At 71.1% G+C, this 13,276-nt stretch carries 16 protein-coding genes; 10 read left to right on the forward strand and 6 right to left on the reverse strand.

What is annotated here, in order from left to right:
• Positions 1 to 2 precede the first annotated feature (2 nt).
• The 4 genes from purE (at position 3) to IV088_RS19515 (ending at position 3,077) form a co-directional block, all read left to right on the forward strand.
• On the forward strand, positions 3 to 425 hold the full coding sequence (purE, locus tag IV088_RS19500; protein ID WP_291105532.1) for a 5-(carboxyamino)imidazole ribonucleotide mutase: 423 nt from the start codon (positions 3 to 5) through the stop codon (positions 423 to 425).
• Positions 426 to 430: 5 nt separating this feature from the next.
• On the forward strand, positions 431 to 1,666 hold the full coding sequence (locus IV088_RS19505; protein WP_291105534.1) for a 5-(carboxyamino)imidazole ribonucleotide synthase: 1,236 nt from the start codon (positions 431 to 433) through the stop codon (positions 1,664 to 1,666).
• 15 nt (positions 1,667 to 1,681) lie between these two features.
• Positions 1,682 to 2,686 (forward strand): L-threonylcarbamoyladenylate synthase, encoded by a 1,005-nt coding sequence (locus tag IV088_RS19510; protein WP_291105550.1) that lies wholly within the window; start codon positions 1,682 to 1,684, stop codon positions 2,684 to 2,686.
• A gap of 145 nt (positions 2,687 to 2,831) precedes the next feature.
• Complete coding sequence (locus IV088_RS19515; RefSeq protein WP_291105536.1) at positions 2,832 to 3,077, forward strand: hypothetical protein; 246 nt, start codon at positions 2,832 to 2,834, stop codon at positions 3,075 to 3,077.
• Positions 3,078 to 3,233: 156 nt separating this feature from the next.
• On the opposite strand, the gene dacB is transcribed toward IV088_RS19515, so the two are convergent.
• The gene (dacB, locus tag IV088_RS19520) at positions 3,234 to 4,841 is read right to left on the reverse strand and encodes a D-alanyl-D-alanine carboxypeptidase/D-alanyl-D-alanine-endopeptidase (RefSeq protein WP_291105537.1); all 1,608 of its coding nucleotides are present in this window, start codon (positions 4,839 to 4,841) and stop codon (positions 3,234 to 3,236) included.
• A 44-nt stretch (positions 4,842 to 4,885) separates the two neighbouring features.
• On the opposite strand from dacB, the gene tsaB reads away from it, so the two are divergent.
• The 3 genes from tsaB to IV088_RS19535 all read left to right on the forward strand — a co-directional run bounded on the left by tsaB (position 4,886) and on the right by IV088_RS19535 (position 7,189).
• Positions 4,886 to 5,686, forward strand: coding sequence for a tRNA (adenosine(37)-N6)-threonylcarbamoyltransferase complex dimerization subunit type 1 TsaB (gene tsaB / locus IV088_RS19525; RefSeq protein ID WP_291105538.1), 801 nt, complete (start codon positions 4,886 to 4,888; stop codon positions 5,684 to 5,686).
• 124 nt (positions 5,687 to 5,810) lie between these two features.
• On the forward strand, positions 5,811 to 6,305 hold the full coding sequence (rimI, locus tag IV088_RS19530; protein ID WP_291105551.1) for a ribosomal protein S18-alanine N-acetyltransferase: 495 nt from the start codon (positions 5,811 to 5,813) through the stop codon (positions 6,303 to 6,305).
• On the forward strand, positions 6,302 to 7,189 hold the full coding sequence (locus tag IV088_RS19535) for a uracil-DNA glycosylase (protein WP_291105539.1): 888 nt from the start codon (positions 6,302 to 6,304) through the stop codon (positions 7,187 to 7,189). Before rimI ends, IV088_RS19535 begins: the two co-directional genes overlap by 4 nt.
• A gap of 18 nt (positions 7,190 to 7,207) precedes the next feature.
• Here the strand turns inward: IV088_RS19535 and IV088_RS19540 are convergent, their stop codons facing one another.
• The 4 genes from IV088_RS19540 to IV088_RS19555 form a co-directional block, all read right to left on the reverse strand.
• The gene (locus IV088_RS19540; protein ID WP_291105540.1) at positions 7,208 to 7,588 is read right to left on the reverse strand and encodes a c-type cytochrome; all 381 of its coding nucleotides are present in this window, start codon (positions 7,586 to 7,588) and stop codon (positions 7,208 to 7,210) included.
• Between the two features lie 135 nt (positions 7,589 to 7,723).
• The gene (locus tag IV088_RS19545) at positions 7,724 to 9,013 is read right to left on the reverse strand and encodes a sorbosone dehydrogenase family protein (protein WP_291105541.1); all 1,290 of its coding nucleotides are present in this window, start codon (positions 9,011 to 9,013) and stop codon (positions 7,724 to 7,726) included.
• A 35-nt stretch (positions 9,014 to 9,048) separates the two neighbouring features.
• Positions 9,049 to 9,204, reverse strand: a complete 156-nt coding sequence (locus IV088_RS19550) for a hypothetical protein (protein WP_291105543.1) — start codon at positions 9,202 to 9,204, stop codon at positions 9,049 to 9,051.
• 200 nt (positions 9,205 to 9,404) lie between these two features.
• Entirely contained in the window at positions 9,405 to 10,343 is a 939-nt protein-coding gene (locus IV088_RS19555) for a LysR family transcriptional regulator (RefSeq protein WP_291105544.1), read from the reverse strand.
• 106 nt (positions 10,344 to 10,449) lie between these two features.
• Between IV088_RS19555 and IV088_RS19560 the strand changes: the two genes are divergently transcribed.
• From IV088_RS19560 to IV088_RS19570, 3 genes are read left to right on the forward strand one after another with little or no spacing between them, the layout of a single operon-like run.
• Positions 10,450 to 11,919: an aromatic ring-hydroxylating dioxygenase subunit alpha gene (locus tag IV088_RS19560; protein ID WP_291105545.1), complete on the forward strand. Its 1,470-nt coding sequence runs from the start codon at positions 10,450 to 10,452 to the stop codon at positions 11,917 to 11,919.
• The gene (locus IV088_RS19565; protein WP_291105546.1) at positions 11,916 to 12,407 is read left to right on the forward strand and encodes an aromatic-ring-hydroxylating dioxygenase subunit beta; all 492 of its coding nucleotides are present in this window, start codon (positions 11,916 to 11,918) and stop codon (positions 12,405 to 12,407) included. Before IV088_RS19560 ends, IV088_RS19565 begins: the two co-directional genes overlap by 4 nt.
• Before the next feature lie 14 nt (positions 12,408 to 12,421).
• The gene (locus IV088_RS19570; protein WP_291105547.1) at positions 12,422 to 12,733 is read left to right on the forward strand and encodes a non-heme iron oxygenase ferredoxin subunit; all 312 of its coding nucleotides are present in this window, start codon (positions 12,422 to 12,424) and stop codon (positions 12,731 to 12,733) included.
• Here the strand turns inward: IV088_RS19570 and IV088_RS19575 are convergent.
• Positions 12,716 to 13,276, reverse strand: a 561-nt coding sequence (locus IV088_RS19575; protein ID WP_291105548.1) for an S-adenosylmethionine:tRNA ribosyltransferase-isomerase, incomplete at its 5' end; no start/stop codon positions are given. The two genes, IV088_RS19570 and IV088_RS19575, sit on opposite strands and share 18 nt — an antisense overlap.

Here is a 13,276-nt window from a genome sequence, read left to right on the forward strand (position 1 = left end):
CCGTGCAGATCCTCAAAGACTTCGGCATAACGCACGAGGCGCGCGTGGTCTCGGCGCACCGCATGCCCGACGACATGTTTGCCTACGCGGAAGCCGCCGTGGGCCGGGGGCTGAAGGCCATCATCGCGGGTGCCGGCGGTGCCGCCCACCTGCCGGGCATGATCGCCGCCAAGACCGTGGTGCCGGTGCTGGGCGTGCCGGTGCAGTCCAAGGCGCTGTCCGGCGTCGATTCGTTGCACAGCATCGTGCAGATGCCCAAGGGCGTGCCGGTCGCGACGTTTGCGATCGGTCAGGCCGGTGCGGCGAACGCGGCGCTGTTTGCCGTGGCGATGCTGGCGAACGAGAACCCGGTCCTGCGCGAACAGCTGGAAGCCTTCCGCGCCGCGCAGACGGAAGCTGCCCGCAACATGACCTTGCCGACCTGACCCCCATGAGCCTCAAACCCCTCCTGCCCGGCGCCCTCTCCGACCGTGGCCAGCAGATGACGCTGGGTGTCATGGGCGGCGGCCAGCTCGGCCGCATGTTCGTGCAGGCCGCGCAGGCCATGGGCTATTTCACGGCGGTGCTGGACCCCGATCCCGCCAGCCCGGCCGGCCTGATCAGCCACTACCACATCGACACGCCCTACGACGACGAGCAGGGTCTGGCGCAGCTGATGCAGCGCTGCGACGCGATCACCACCGAGTTCGAGAACGTGCCGGCGCCCGCGCTGCTCACGCTGGGCGCGCACCGCCCGGTCGCGCCCTCGTCGGCCTGCGTGGCCGTCGCGCAGGACCGCATCCAGGAGAAGGCGCACTTCGTGGCCTGCGGCCCGATCAGCGGCGTCTACCCCGCACCCTACGCCGCCATCGAGACGCCCGAGCTGCTGGCGGCGGTGCCGGCCGATCTGTTGCCTGGCATCGTGAAGACCGCGCGCCTGGGCTACGACGGCAAGGGCCAGATCCGAGTCAAGACGCGTGAAGAACTCGCCGCCGCCTGGGAGCAGCTGGGCCGCGTGCCCTGTGTGCTGGAAAAGCTGATGCCGCTGCAGAGCGAGTGTTCGGTGCTGGTGGCGCGCGGTGCCGACGGCCAGGTGGTGAGTTTTCCGGTCCAGGCCAACACCCACCACGACGGCATCCTCGCGATCACCGAGGTGCATGAGGGCGCCGTGCCGGCCGATCTGGCCGCGCGCGCGCAGGCCAGCACGGTCGCGATCGCGAACCACCTGAACTACATCGGCGTGTTGTGCGTCGAGTACTTCGTGGTGGACAACGGGGCGGGCGGCAGCGACCTCATCGTCAACGAGATGGCGCCGCGCCCGCACAACAGCGGCCACTACACGCAGAACGCCTGCGACATGTCGCAGTTCGAGGCCCAGGTGCGCGCGCTCGCCGGCCTGCCGTTGCCCACCCCGCGCCAGCACAGCCCGGCCATCATGGTCAACCTGCTGGGCGACCTCTGGTTCAACGCCAACGGCGTGCGCCCGCAGGCCAGCGAGCAGCCGGTGTCGCCGCCCTGGGCGCAGGTGCTGGCGCTGCCCGGCACCCACCTGCATCTCTACGGCAAGCTCAGCGCCCGCCCGGGCCGCAAGATGGGTCACCTGAACATCACCGGTGGCTCGGTGGCGCAGGTGCGCGAGACGGCTGCCAAGGTGTTGGTGCTGCTCGGTCTTCCCCCGCTCGCCTGATCCTTTGTCATGCCCCTGATCCTGAACGCCAGCGACCCGGCGGCCATCGAAGCCGCCGCCCAGCGCCTCGCCGCCGGCGCGCTGGTGGGCATGCCGACCGAAACGGTCTACGGCCTGGCGGCCGACGCGGGCAACGCCAGCGCCGTGCAGCGCATCTTTGAAGCCAAGGGCCGGCCGAGCGACCACCCGCTGATCGTGCACCTGCCGCCCGCTGCGGCCGACGGCTGGCGCGCCGCCGTGGCGCCGTTCGCGCGCGAGGCGCCCGACTTCGCGGTCGCGCTCATGCAGGCCTTCTGGCCCGGCCCGCTCACGCTGATCCTGCCGCGCCGGCCCGAGGTGGCGGCGGTGGCGGCCGGCGGGCAGGATTCCGTGGGGCTGCGCTGCCCCTCGCACCCGGCGGCGCAGGCGCTGCTGGTCGCGGCGCGGGCGCACGGCGTGCACGGCGTGGCCGCGCCCAGCGCCAACCGCTTCGGGCGCGTGAGCCCGACCACCGCCGCGCACGTGGCCGAGGAGTTCGCGGCCCTGCCCGACGACGCGCTGCTCATCCTCGATGGGGGGCCTTGCCCGGTGGGCATCGAGTCCACCATCGTCGATTGTTCGCGGGGATCGCCCGTGCTGCTGCGCCCGGGCGCGATCACGCCCGCGCAGATCGAAGCCGCTTGCGGTGAGCCGGTGCGCGAGCGCGACGAGGCCGCGCCGCGCGCGTCGGGCACGCTCGAATCGCACTACGCGCCGCGCGCCCGACTGCGGCTCATGCCCGCGCAGCAACTGCAGGCGGCGCTCGACGTGCTGGGCGCCGACGCGAAACACATCGCGGTCTACGCGCGCGGCACGCTGCGCGCCGCCCGCAGCGTGCCGCAGCGCCGCATGCCGGACGACGCCGCGGCCGCCGCGCAGGCGCTGTTTGCGGTGCTGCGCGAGCTGGACGCCACCGGCGTGAAGCTGATCTGGGTGGAAACGCCGCCCGAAGGCGCGGAGTGGGACGGCGTGCGCGATCGGCTGCAGCGCGCCGCGGCCTGACCCGGCGGGTGAATCCGGCGCAGCGCGCGCCGCAAAAATGAGTTCAAGAAGCGCCCGCCGGTGCCGATGGAGCAGGAGACACCGTCGAGCGTCCGGACCACCGGGACGCTGGCCCGAACCCCGTCTGCCCACCGTCGAGCCCACCGTGAAAACCTCCGCCCTCACCGTCCGAAGCGCCACCGACGATGACTTTGCCATCAACGAAACCACGCGCCACCAGTACTACTGCACCATGCAGGCCGAGGCGTGTGACGAAGATGTGCTGGACGAAGCGATGAACCGCCGCAGGGCCCGCGCCATGCTGGAAAAGCAGCATCAGAGGCACCGGGGGTTCTGGGTGCTGGGGGCGTGCGGCGCAGCGGCACTGTCTCTCTGGCTGCTCCTGGCCTGACAGCGAATGCCCGACGGCGAGCCCGTCTCGGTCTTTCATGGCGCCGGAGCGCCACACGCAACGCATGAAAGGGTCAATCCCAGGGCACCGCCGGGCCGGCTCCGCCGGACGGCCAGTGCCGCCCCCTCGGGGGGTAGCGCGAAGCGCTGCGGGGGGTCAGTCAGGTAGATTCGCCGTCCACTCCACCAGCGCGTCCAGCGCCGGGCGGGCCGCCACCGCGTTGGGGTGGTTGATGAAGCCCACCACCGCGTAGCGCGCGCCGTGGCCCGCGTTCACATAACCGGCGATGCCGGTCACATCGCGCAGCGTGCCGGTTTTCAGCCAGGCGTTGCCGTGCACCAGGCTGTCGGGTGAGCGCCCGATGCGCGCGGCCGTGCCCTTGACGCCCGCCACCGAGAGCGACTGCACGAATTTCTCGCCCTGCGGGTGGCGCGCCGCGTGGCGCAGCAGCGCGCCCAGGGCGTCGGGCGTGATGCGCTCGACCCGCGACAGGCCCGAGCCGTTCTCCATCACCGGTGTGGCGTGGCGGATGCCGAAGGTGTTTTTCCACCAGCGGCCCAGGATCTCGCGCGAGCGCTCCAGGCGGCCGGGCCGCACCAGTGTGAGGCGCCCGCGCGGCACGGTCATCGAATCGACCCGGGCCGGCGCCAGCTGCCCCAGCGTGAGAAACACCTGCTGGGCCATCACGTTGTTGCTCCACTGGTTGACGTCCGCGATGATCTCTGAGAGCGGCAGCGAGCGGGCCTCGTGCAGCAAGCGCGCGCGAGCCGGCGTGGCGCCGGTGCGCACCTTGCCGGTGAGCGCGCCGCCGCTGTTGCGCCACAGGCCTTCGAGCGCGCGCGCGGCGTAGCTGGCCGGGTCCTGGTAAGCCACCGGCCACTCCTTGTCGCCGCAGCTCAGTGGGTAGCGGCCTTCGAAGCGGATCGCGTTCACGTCGTCAAACCGCGCGGCGATGGCGCCGCGCCAGTCGCCGCAGCCGCCGCGCGAGAGCGGCAGCGTGGCGTCGATGGCCAGGCCGGCCATGGGCGGTTCGCTCACCACGCGGGCCACGCCGGCCGCCGGGTCGGGCATGAACCTGAGCACCACCGACTTGAAATTGACCAGCAGCGCGTCGGGGCTGGCGTTGTAGGGGCGCAGGGCCTCGCCGTCGAAGGCGCCGGGGTCGCGCGGCGTGATTTCGAAGGCGCTGCTGTCGAGCACCATGTCGCCCAGCACCACCACGACCCCTTTGTCCTGCAGCGACTGAAAGGCCGCCTGGATGCGTTCGAGCACCAGCTTGGGGTCGCCGCCGCCCTGGATGTAGAGGTTGCCGCGCAGCGTGCCCTTGTCGACCACGCCGTCGGTGGCAAAGCGCGTGGACCAGGTGAAGTCGGGCCCCAGCAGGTCCATGGCCGCGTAGGTGGTCACCAGTTTCATCACCGAAGCCGGGTTGATCGGCACCTCGGCGCGGTGGCGGATGCGCTCGGGCCCCTCGCCGGAGACCGGGAGCACCAGCGCCGACAGGGCGCTGGCCGGCACCTGCGCCCGCTGCAAGGCCGCGAGCACGCTGCCCGGCAGGCTGGTGTTCCCCTGCGCCCGGACCTCGGGCGGCGCGACCGGGCGGGGGAGGGCGACCACGGGCGCGGCCGACGGCACCGTCAGACCGACCTCGGGGGCCAGCCGCAGTTCGCCCGCGCTCAGGTCGCTGTCCTGCGCGTGCAAGGGCAGTGAGAGGGCGGTGAACAAGGCGATCGCAGCGAAGCGCAAGGGGGGAAGGCAGGTCATGGAGCCGCGATTATGGGCGCGGACCCTCGCCGATAATGCCCCTCATGCCTTCTTCACCGCGCCTGCTCTCCATCGACTCCAGCACCGACATCCTCTCGGTGGCGCTGGGCAGCGGCGCGCCGGGCGAGCCGGTCTGGCGGTACAGCGGGCCGGGCGCGGCGCAGTCCTCGGCCACGCTGCTGCCCACGGTGCAGTCCCTGCTGGCCCAGGCTGGCTGGGCCTTGCACAGCCTGGACGCGATCGTGTTCGGTCGCGGCCCGGGGTCGTTCACCGGCCTGCGCACCGCCTGCGCGGTGGCCCAGGGGCTGGCGTACGGCGCGGGCGGTCTGCCGGTGCTGCCGGTGGACACCTTGCTGGCCTTGGCCGAAGCGGCGCGCGCACAACGCGTGATGGCCGGCCGGCCGCTGCCCGCCGTGATCGCGGCCCTGCTCGATGCCCGCATGGACGAGCTGTACGTGGCGCTCTACGCCTGCGGCCCGCAGGGCTTGCAGACCACGCCGCTGCAGCCGCCGCGCCTGTGCGCGCCCGCCCTGCTCGGCGCGCACCTGCGCCAGAGCCTGCCGGCGGGGCAGACCCTGGAGGCGGGCGACTGCCTGCTGGCGGGCAATGTGTTTGAACCCTACGCCGCCGGGCTGGCGGATGTGTCCGGGCCGCGCGAGCGTGCGCTGCCCACGGCGGAGGCCCTGCTCGCGCTCGCGCCGGCGCTGCTGGCGGCGGGGCAGGCCGTGGCCGCGCAGGACGCCCTGCCGCTGTACGTGCGCGACCAGGTCGCACGGACCACCGCCGAGCGCGAACGGCTGCGGCTGGAGCAGGCCGCCCAGCGGCCCGCGCCGCAAGGTGCCTGAAACGCAAGCCATGGTGCAGCCTCAAACCAACGCTTCCGCTGCGGGTGTGATGCCCGGTGACGCCGTGCGCGACTGGCCGGCCGCGCCCGACGCCCACCCCCAGCGCCGTGTGGCCTTCGAGCCCATGACCGAGGCCGATCTGGACGCGGTGCACGAGGTCGAAAAACTGGCCTACACCCACCCCTGGTCGCGCCGGCACTTCGCCGACTCGCTGGCCTCGGGGTACCCGGCGGTGTTGCTGCTCGGCGAGGCGCTGCCCGGCGAGACGCCGCACCCGCGGCGCGCTGACGGTCGCGTGCTGCTGGGCTACCTGGTGGCCATGCCCGGCGTGGACGAGGTGCACCTGCTCAACATCACCGTCGCGCCGTCGCAGCAGCGCCAGGGCTGGGCACGCTTCATGCTGGATGCTCTCGCGCTGTGGTCGCGCGGCCAGCGGGCGCAGTGGCTGTGGCTGGAGGTGCGTGCCAGCAACGCGCCGGCCCGGTCGCTGTACCAGCGCTACGGTTTCCAGCAGGTCGGCCTGCGCCGTGCCTACTACCCCGCGGGGCAACTGCAGCGCGAAGACGCGGTGGTGATGAGCCTGAACCTGGTCGCCGGTGGCGCAGGAGAACCCCGATGACCGACATGAACACCCCCACCGACGACGACCCGACCGCCACCTCCTTCGTGCCCCTGCTCGACGCGCGCCAGCGCGCCATGCTGGCCGAGATGGGCGTCAGGGTCTGGGCGCCCCGGGCTGTGGCACCGGAGGCCGAGGTCCAGGCCCCTGCGGTTGCCGCGGTGGAGGCTGCGCCGCCAGTACCCGCTCGCCCGCCGGTGGCCGTTGTTGCAGCGCCGGTGCGAGCACCCGTTGCACCGGCGGTGGTGCCCGCGCCCGCCGCCGCACCCGTGGTGGCAACAGTCGAGCGCCAGCGCCCGGCCGACGTCGCCGCCATGGACTGGGCCACGCTGCAGGCCAGCGTCGCCGGCTGCGAGGCCTGCGGCCTGTGCAAGAGCCGGCGCAACACCGTGTTCGGCGTGGGCGACCGGCAGGCCGACTGGATGATCGTGGGCGAAGCCCCCGGCGAAAACGAGGACCTGCAGGGCGAGCCCTTCGTGGGCGCGGCCGGCCAGCTGCTCGACAACATGCTGCGCGCCGTGGGCCGCGGCCGCACGGGCGAGGGCGCCCAGGGCGCCTACATCGCCAACGTGCTCAAGTGCCGCCCGCCGGCCAACCGCAACCCGCAGCCGGCCGAGGTGGCGCAGTGCGAACCGTACCTGGCGCGGCAGGTCGCGCTGGTGCGGCCGAAGATCATCGTCGCCATGGGGCGTTTCGCGGTGCAGTCGCTGCTGCGCACCGACGAGCCCATCGGCCGCCTGCGCGGGCGCGTGCACCGCTACGAGGGCGTGCCGGTCATCGTCACCTACCACCCGGCCTACCTGCTGCGCACCCCGGCCGACAAGGCCAAGGCCTGGGCGGACCTGTGCCTGGCCATGGAGACGGCGCAGGGCGCGGGCGGCTGACGCCCGCGCCTTCTTCTTTTACTTCTTGACGTCCAGCGCCAGGATCCAGGACACCAGCTTGGCCGCGTCGGCCGACGAGATGGCCACCTTGTTCGGCGGCATCGCCAGGCCGCTCACCTTGTCTTTCCAGTGGCTCTCATAGGGGCTGGAGCCGGCGAGCACGGTGGCGGTCAGCTGCTGCTGCGCGCCCTTCACGCTCTTGTATTTGGCCGACACGTCGCGCCAGGCCGGGCCGATGGGCGGCAGGCCGTTGGGGCCTTTGGCGCCCGGCTCGATGTGGTGGCAGGCCATGCAACCGCTGCCGGTGGCGAGTTTGAGGGCGGCCTCGTCATCGGCGGGGGCGGCCCAGGCGGGCGCGGTCAGGAGAACGAGGGACAGTGAAAGCAGGCTGCGTTTCATGGGGAACTCCGGTGGTTTTTGAGGGAATGACCTCAGGCTATCAGCCCGTTCCCGCGCTGGATTGATCCTTGTCAAGGTGCGCCACCTCCGTCGCAACTTGAGACGCGCGGTGGCCCGCACGCCACGCCCCCCGGCTTACGGGGCGGCGGCGGGCGCGCTGTCGGGGGCCACCACCAGCACCGTGCGGTTGCGGTCTTCGACCACCCAGAGCCGGCCCTGGCTGTCGAGCGTGATGCCGGCGGGGTTGCCCAGCGGGCGCAGCCCGGGCATGGCGAGCCAGCCCGAGACGATGTTCTCGCGCTCGCCGACGGGGCGGCCGTCCGGGCCGAGCCGCCAGGCCACGATGCGGTGCCCCGGTGCCCGGTGGCCGTGCCAGACCGCGAGCAGCCGGCCGCTCCAGGGCAGCGCCGGCTGGCCCGCCGCGACGGGGGGCACCGCCAGCAGCTGCAGCGGCGCCGCATGGGCCGGCCAGGCGTCGTACGGGGCCTGGTGGTCGGGGGTGTCGCAGCGGGCGCGCGATTCGTAGCCGCGCGCGGGCACCCCGCGGCCGGCGTCGTCGCTGACGCAGTAGGGCCAGCCGTGGTGGGTGCCTCGGCGCAGTTCGTTGAGCTCTTCGGCGGGCCGCTGGTTGTCGATGTAGTCCACCGAGTTTTCGGCCTGCCAGAGGCGTTCGGCGCCGTTGGTGGTGTCCTGCGTCAGCGCCAGGCCCAGCGAATTGCGCAGGCCCAGCGAGAACGGGCGGAACACCTGCAGCTTGAAATCGGGGCCGCCCAGGTGCACCTCGTACACGGCGGCACGCGGGCGCGGGCCGGTGGCTTCGGGGCAAGGCATGGCTTGCTGCTGCTGTTCGTCGCGGCAGGCGTCGGTGGCCGATCCCATGTTCAGGAAAAACCGCCCCCGCCGCCCGAACACCAGTTCCTTGAGCGGGTGCGCGCCGTCGCTGGGCAGGTCGCGCAGCACGTCTTCGCGTTCGACGCTGGCCAGTGGCGTGCGCCAGATGGTGCCGGCTTCGGCGATGTAGATGCGCCCGTCGGGCCCCCGGACCAGGCCGTGCGGCCGGTCCAGGCCCTTGGCCAGCACGCGCACGCGGCCCTTGTCGCCGGGTTGGCCGGCGGTGTTGAGTTCCAGCAGGCGGCCCCGGTGCGCGTCCCAGGAGCCCATGTCGGTGATCCAGAAGCGCCCCGGCGACACCTCAAGCAGGCGCCGCGGCATCAGCAGACCGTCGCGCGCGTCGGCCACCAGGCCCACGCACCAGCCTTTGGGCGCGGTCAGCGCCACGCGCGGGTAACCGGCACATTCGCCCCGGGTGGCGTAGGCCGACGCGCCGGCAGCGTGGGCCTGAGCTGCCCAGGCGCCGCCCAGCAGCAGGCCGAGCGCAGCGAGGCGAGGGATCAGACGGGTGGGAAGGACACGGGGCGACGGCATCGCCCGATTCTAGGCAGTGGCCTGACGGCCCGGGGTCAGTGCAGGGGGGGCGGTTGGCTGCTGGGTTGGCTGGTGGGGGCGGGCTCCTGGGGGGGCACGGCGTCCGAGCGGTCCCAACCCCAGGCCAGCAACAGCGCCAGGCTCAAAGACAGCAGCAGCGCGACACCCAGGCGGAACAGCATTTCAATCACAGAGGCACTCTCGGCGGAGGTTGAGGACAGGCGCCATTGTGCCCGTGGCGCCCTGGCGTTGGGCCCGGGGTCGTTGCCCCGAAGCCTCAAATTCGGGGGTGAAAGGTGACGGGTTACCAGGTTGGTGTTGTTTTGACACCAGCCGATGCAGGTCTTCCTTTTTGTGACGCGGTGTGACCCGTCGCCGCGCGGGGTCCGCGCTACCCGCCGGGGGTGCCGGTGGCGGCGGCGTCCGCCGTGCCAAAGCTCCGCACCACCAGGCCGCGCAGCCACTGGTGGCCGGGGTCGCGGTGCAGGTGGGCGTGCCAGAGCTGGGCGATGGTGCTGCCGGGCAGCTTGAGCGTGAGCGGGCGGGCGACCAGGCCGAACGGCGCGCAGGCCCGCTCGGCGAAGCGTTCCGGCACGGTGGCGAGCAGGTCGGTGCTGCCCAGCACATGGCCGAGCGCCACGTAGTGGGGCAGGGTGAGCTGGACGCTGCGCGCGATGCCCAGCCGGTCCAGCGCGGCCTCCACCTGGCCGTGGCCGGTGCCGGTGGAGACCACGCGCACATGGGCGGCCTGGCGGTAGGCCGCGGCCGTGACGGTGCCGCGCGCGGCGAGCGGGTGGCCTTCGCGCATCAGCGCCACGTAGCGCTGGCGAAACAGCGTCTGCTGGAAAAACCCCGCCTGCAGCTGGGGCAGCGAGCCCAGGGCCAGGTCTACCCGGCCGGCCGCCATGTCGTCGCGCAAGGTGGCGTCGGCCACGGGCACGCAACGCAGCGTGACCCCCGGCGCCTGCTGCGACAAGGCGTCCATCAGCACCGGCAGGAAGTATGTCTCGCCCACGTCGGTCATGGCCAGGCTGAAGCAGCGCGAGCTGGTGGACGGGTCGAACGAGGCGCGCACGTTGAGCGCGTCGCGCAGCGTGTCCAGCGCCTGCGCCACCGGTCCGGCGAGCTGCTGGGCATAGGGCGTGGGCTCCATGCCGGCGGGCGTGCGCAGGAACAGTTCGTCGTCCAGCAGGCCGCGCAGGCGGCGCAGCGCGTTGCTCACCGCCGGCTGGCTCAGGCCCAGCGTGACGGCCACGCGCGAGACGCGCCGTTCGCGCAGCAGCTGCTGAAACACCACGAGCAGGTTGAGATCCAGTTGGGCCAGTTCCATGGTGACCATTATTTCACTGGTGAATACCGCGTATCACCCGGATTCCATTGCCGGATGGTGGCGGCTTCGCCATCATCGGCGCGACATCCCCAGAACCGGAGACAACATGACCACCGAAGCCCAGCCGGACGTGCTGCACTGGGAAGGCGGCGGCACCAGCCGCATTCCCTTTGCCGTCTACACCGATGAACAGCGCCACCAGCGCGAGCTCGATCGCTTCTTTTACAAAAGCCACTGGTGCTATGTGGGCCTGGAGGCCGAGATCCCGAACGCGGGTGACTTCAAGCGCACCGTGGTCGGCGAGCGCTCGATCATCATGACCCGCGCGGCCGACGGCCAGATCCACGTGGTGGAGAACGTCTGCGCGCACCGTGGCATGCGCTTCTGCCGCAAACGCCACGGCAACCAGACCGAGTTCGTCTGCCCCTACCACCAGTGGAGCTACGCGGCCAACGGCGACCTGCAGGGTGTGCCGTTCCGGCGCGGCGTGCGGCAGGACGGAAAAATCAACGGCGGCATGCCGGCGGACTTCAACCCCAAGGACCACGCGCTGACCAAGCTGAAGGTGGCGGTGCGCGGAGGCGTGGTGTTCGCGTCCTTCGACCACGAGGTCGAGTCGCTCGAAGACTACATGGGCCCGACCATCCTGCGCTACTTCGACCGCCTGTTCAACGGCCGAAAGCTCACCATCCTGGGCTACAACCGCCAGCGCATCCCGGGCAACTGGAAGCTGATGCAGGAGAACATCAAGGACCCGTACCACCCCGGCCTGCTGCACACCTGGTTCGTCACCTTCGGGCTCTGGCGCGCCGACAACAAGAGCGAACTGCGCATGGACGCGCACCACCGCCACGCCGCCATGGTCTCCACCCGTGGCAGCATGGGACAGGCCAGCGGCCAGGCCGCGCAGGTGACGCAGGTGTCCAGCTTCAAGGAGAGCATGCAGCTCGAAGACCCGCGATTCCTGGACATCGTGCCCGAGGCCTGGTGGCAGATGGGGGAACAAGAACCGGTGCCGCCGGGCCGCCCCAAGGCGCCGGGCGCCCCCTCGGGGGGCAGCGAAGGACACGAAGTGCCGAGCGTGGGGGTTCAAGTTCCCACGGCGGTGATGACGACCCTGTTCCCCAGTGTGATCTTCCAGCAGCAGGTCAACAGCGTGAGCACGCGCCACATCCAGCCCGACGGGCATGGTGCCTTCGACTTCGTGTGGACACACTTCGGCTTCGAGGACGACACCGCCGAGATGACCGAGCGCCGCCTGCGCCAGGCCAACCTGTTCGGCCCGGCCGGCTTCGTGAGCGCCGACGACGGCGAGGTGATCGAGTTCTCGCAGCAGGCCTTCGAGAGCAAGCCGCAGCACCGCACACTGGCCGAACTGGGTGGGCGCGAAGTGGGCGAGACGGACCACATGGTGACCGAGACGCTGATCCGCGGGATGTACGAGTACTGGCGGAAAGTCATGGAACGTGATGAGCCCCCACGTTTACCCACTGCGTGTGGCTCTCTGCCCCCCGAGGGGGCGCAACCCTCCCTTGGGGCGGCCCGGCGGGAGAGTTCACCGGAGGTTCAGCCATGAGCGCACTGATCAAGGTGGACTTCGACACCTGGCAAGCGCTGCAGCAGCTCTACAGCGACTACGCCTCGGCCGTGGACAGCGGCCAGTGGGAACTGTGGCCGGACTTCTTCACCACCGACGGCGTGTACAAGCTGCAGCCGCGCGAGAACCACGAGCGGGGCTTTCCGCTCTCCACCCTGGCCTTCGACAGCCAGGCCATGCTGCGCGACCGCGTCTACGGCATCCAAGAGACGCTGTTCCACGATCCGTACTACCAGCGCCACGTGGTCGGTGCGCCCGTCGTTCGGAAGATCGACGAACAAGACCGCTGGCACTGCGAGGCCAACTACGCGGTGTTCCGGACCAAGCTGGACGGCGCGAGCAGCGTGTTCAACGTGGGCCGTTATCTGGACATCGTGGTCAATACGCCCGATGGGTTCAGGTTCGCGCAACGGCACTGCATCTACGACAGCGAAATGATCCCCAACTCCATCATCTACCCCATCTGAACAGGGCGGCACTCATGAGCAACTGGACCGACGTGGCCGCCGAGGCCGATCTGTTTGAAGGCGCAGGCATCCCGGTGGCGCCGGGTGGGCGCGACATTGCGCTGTTCTCCGTGGACGGCGAGGTCTTCGCCACCGACAACATCTGTACCCACGGCCATGCCAAGCTGTGCGACGGCTTTGTGGAAGGCCACGAGATCGAATGCCCGTTCCACCAGGGACGCTTCGATCTGCGCAGTGGTGCCCCAACGTTCGCGCCCTGCACCGAGGCCATCAAGGTCTGGCCGGTGAAGGTGGAGGCAGGCCGGGTCCTACTTGATCTGGGCTGACCGCTCCAGCAGCATCGCATCCCCGTAGCTGAAGAAGCGGTAGCCCTGTTCGACCGCGTGGTGGTAGAGCGCCATCACGGGCTCGTACCCGGCGAAGGCGCTGACCAGCATCATCAGCGTGCTCTTGGGCAGGTGGAAGTTGGTGACCAGCACGTCGATCACGCGGAACTGAAAACCCGGTGTGATGAAGATGTTGGTGTCGCCCTGTGTCTCGCCGCTGCGCGCCCAGCTCTCCAGCGTGCGCACCGTGGTCGTGCCCACCGCCACCACACGCCCGTCGCGCGCGCGGCAGTCGGCAATGGCCTGGATGGTTTGTGGCGGGATCGCGTAGCGCTCGTGGTGCATCACGTGCTCTTCGATGCGCTCGGTCTTCATGGGCGCGAAGGTGCCGGCGCCCACGTGCAGCGTCACGTTCGCGCGCTGCACGCCACGCGCTTCCAGAGCCGTCAATACGCTCTCGTCAAAATGCAGCGCGGCGGTCGGCGCGGCCACCGCGCCGGGCACGCGCGCGAACACGGTCTGGTAGCGGCGCTCGTCGTCGGC

This window comes from Hydrogenophaga sp. (genome assembly GCF_018780075.1).
GTDB lineage: Bacteria > Pseudomonadota > Gammaproteobacteria > Burkholderiales > Burkholderiaceae_C > Hydrogenophaga.

Excerpts from the sequence above, each read along its gene's own strand:
- IV088_RS19555 (WP_291105544.1), bottom strand. The coding sequence starts at position 10,343 with ATGGAACTGGCCCAACTGGATCTCAACCTGCTCGTGGTGTTTCAGCAG.
- IV088_RS19565 (WP_291105546.1), top strand. The coding sequence starts at position 11,916 with ATGAGCGCACTGATCAAGGTGGACTTCGACACCTGGCAAGCGCTGCAG.
- dacB (WP_291105537.1), bottom strand. The coding sequence starts at position 4,841 with ATGACCTGCCTTCCCCCCTTGCGCTTCGCTGCGATCGCCTTGTTCACC.
- tsaB (WP_291105538.1), top strand. The coding sequence starts at position 4,886 with ATGCCTTCTTCACCGCGCCTGCTCTCCATCGACTCCAGCACCGACATC.
- rimI (WP_291105551.1), top strand. The coding sequence starts at position 5,811 with ATGACCGAGGCCGATCTGGACGCGGTGCACGAGGTCGAAAAACTGGCC.
- IV088_RS19505 (WP_291105534.1), top strand. The coding sequence starts at position 431 with ATGAGCCTCAAACCCCTCCTGCCCGGCGCCCTCTCCGACCGTGGCCAG.
- IV088_RS19560 (WP_291105545.1), top strand. The coding sequence starts at position 10,450 with ATGACCACCGAAGCCCAGCCGGACGTGCTGCACTGGGAAGGCGGCGGC.
- IV088_RS19535 (WP_291105539.1), top strand. The coding sequence starts at position 6,302 with ATGACCGACATGAACACCCCCACCGACGACGACCCGACCGCCACCTCC.
- IV088_RS19540 (WP_291105540.1), bottom strand. The coding sequence starts at position 7,588 with ATGAAACGCAGCCTGCTTTCACTGTCCCTCGTTCTCCTGACCGCGCCC.
- IV088_RS19545 (WP_291105541.1), bottom strand. The coding sequence starts at position 9,013 with ATGCCGTCGCCCCGTGTCCTTCCCACCCGTCTGATCCCTCGCCTCGCT.
- IV088_RS19570 (WP_291105547.1), top strand. The coding sequence starts at position 12,422 with ATGAGCAACTGGACCGACGTGGCCGCCGAGGCCGATCTGTTTGAAGGC.